Here is a 2,626-nt window from a genome sequence, read left to right on the forward strand (position 1 = left end):
CGCCTTCTCCCCGCTCCGCCCCGCGGCGCAGGCGGGCGCACGGCGCTGCGCGGCAGTGTAGGGGGCGGGAACTTCTGATATTCGCATGGGCAGCGCGAGGGCGTCGGCGGAGACGCGCGGCGGTTTGCTAGGATGGAGGGCATGAACACGAAAGGAACCCTCCCGCCCAAGCCACCGCGGCGCAATGTAGCCGGAGCCCCTGCACCCCGGCGACGGCCGGTGCAGAGACGTGCGTCGTCACGGCGCGCCATCGTCGGGCTGTTCGCCCTGGCGCTGCTCGCCCTTGCAGCGGGCTTGACGGCCGGGCGGTGCGCCGGCACCCCACACACCGCGGCACCGGCCGCGTACACGAGCCCCTACGACTGGGAGGGCCTTGAACGCACCGGCGACCGGCTCGCCTACTACGAGAACGGCGAGCTGCGCTCCGATCTGGGCGTTGACGTGTCCAGCCACCAGGGCGCCATCGACTGGCCGGCCGTGGCAGCCGATGGCGTGGACTTCGCCATCGTGCGCGCAGGCAACCGCGGCTACACCGAGGGCGCGCTCTACGCCGACGAGCGCTTCTCCGAGAACGTCGACGGCGCCGAGGCAGCCGGCCTGGCCACGGGCGTCTACTTCTTCTCGCAAGCCGTCACGCCCGACGAGGCCCGCGAGGAGGCCGACTTCGTGCTCGGGCTCTTGGCCGGGCGCCCCCTCGACCTGCCCGTCGCCTTCGACCACGAGCCCGTCTCAGACGAAACCGGCCGCGCGAACCATCTCGCGGGCACCGAGCTGGCCGCCTGCGCCCGCGCGTTCTGCGAGCGCATCGAGCAGGCGGGCTACGACACGCTCGTGTACGGCAACAAACGCGACATCGCCCGGTTCGGCGGCGATGTGCCCGACGGCCGCCCGGTGTGGTTCGCCGAGTACGACGTGGCCGTGCCCACCGGGCAGTTCGACTTCGTCATGTGGCAGTACACGAGCACCGGCACGGTGGCCGGCATATCCACCCGCGTGGACCTGAACATACGTTTTGATGCCGTGGGCTGACGCGGCGTCGCCCGAAGCCGGCTGCCCGCGTTCTTAACCGCAACAATCGGTTGCAACCCTCGCCGAGCGAGGTGCCCTGATCCTAAAAACCGCACATTCGTACTTGACAGGCCCCCAACGCGCCAGTAGACTGTGCGGACTGGAACCAACCAAGGAGCTCTGTTTCGATGTATCACGTATTTCAGTAGTCGGCACGCCCACGCGCGCCGAATTCCCTCGCAACTTCCCGTTGCATCCTCATTGCCAACCGAAATGGCTGGCGCGGCCGCGTTCGCAACCCCACACTAAAATGCACACCGCCCAACACTTGTTGCGCGGCCGACAAGTACATCGACCTTGAAGGAGCTCCCTCCCATGACCGAATCTGCCATGACCCTGAGCGCCGCGGGCCATCCGCTTCCCAAACGCTGGCTCGCCGTCATCGCCACCATCTGGATCGGCCAGGCCGTGTCCATGATAACCAGCTACGCCGCCGGCTACGCGGTGGTGTGGTACATCACCGAGACCACCGGCAGCGCCCTCATGCTGTCCGCCGCCGCCATCTGCGCCTACCTGCCGCAGGGACTGCTCTCGCCCTTCGGCGGCGTCATCGCCGACAAGCACAACCGCAAGACCGTCATGATCGTGGCCGACCTGGGCGTCGGCTTGGTGTCGCTCGGCCTGGGCGTGGCCATCTTGCTGGGGCAGGTGTCGTTCGCCCTGCTCATGATACTGGTTATCGTGCGCAGCATCGGCCAGGCGTTCCACGGGCCGGCCATGATGGCCGCCATGCCGCTCCTCGTGCCGGAACGGCACCTGCTGCGCATCAACACGCTCGACCAGCTGCTCATGAGCGTGGCGTCCATCGGCGCGCCGGCGTTCGGCATCTTCCTGTACACCACGCTGGGCTTCCACACCGTCATGTTCCTGGACTTCTTCGGCGCGCTCGCGGCCATGGCGGGGCTCGCCTTGGCGAAGATTCCCACCGTCATCGACAAGACGGCCGAGGACCAGCACGTGCTGGCCAACCTGCGCGACGGCTGGCGCGCGCTGTCGACCAGCCGGGGCCTCGTCATCCTCATCGTGGGCGTGACCGTCGGCATGGTGGCGTTCGCGCCGCTGGGCGCCATCTTCCCCCTCATGACCTTCGACCACTTCGGCGGCGACGGCTACGCCGCGTCGCTCATCGAGGCCGCGTTCGGCGCGGGTATGGTGGTGGGGTCGGTCGTCCTCATGGCGTGGGGCGGCGGCAAGCGCCTGGCCGGGCTCATCGCGGTGGCCGCCGCCATCGTGGGTGCCACGACCATGGCCTGCGGCTTCCTCTCGCCGGACATGTTCTGGGCATTCGCCGCGCTGTGCGCCGTGATGGCCATGGCGTGCGCCTGGTTCAACGGCCCGCTGATCACGCTCATCCAGCGCAACGTGCCCGAGGAGAAGACGGGGCGGGCGCTCGGCCTGGCCATGGCGGGCATGGGCCTTGCCTCCCCCGTGGGCATCGCGCTCGGCGGCATGCTGGCCGAGAGCATCGGCGTGGCCCCGTTCTTCGTGGTGGACGGCGCTATCTGCCTGGTGCTGGGCCTGGTCGTCTACCTTCCGAAGAGCGTGCGCGCCCTCGACC

2 protein-coding genes are annotated in these 2,626 nt (G+C 68.8%); both read left to right on the forward strand.

The window, feature by feature from the left end:
* Positions 1-219: 219 nt before the first annotated feature.
* A complete protein-coding gene (locus tag GPA_RS03540) occupies positions 220-1,029 on the forward strand; it encodes a glycoside hydrolase family 25 protein (RefSeq protein ID WP_227155517.1) in 810 nt (269 codons plus the stop codon).
* 354 nt (positions 1,030-1,383) lie between these two features.
* Positions 1,384-2,626: MFS transporter (locus tag GPA_RS03545; RefSeq protein ID WP_041238962.1), on the forward strand; the 1,243-nt coding region annotated here is incomplete at its 3' end.

Source organism: Gordonibacter pamelaeae 7-10-1-b, assembly GCF_000210055.1.
GTDB classification, from domain to species: Bacteria; Actinomycetota; Coriobacteriia; order Coriobacteriales; family Eggerthellaceae; genus Gordonibacter; species Gordonibacter pamelaeae.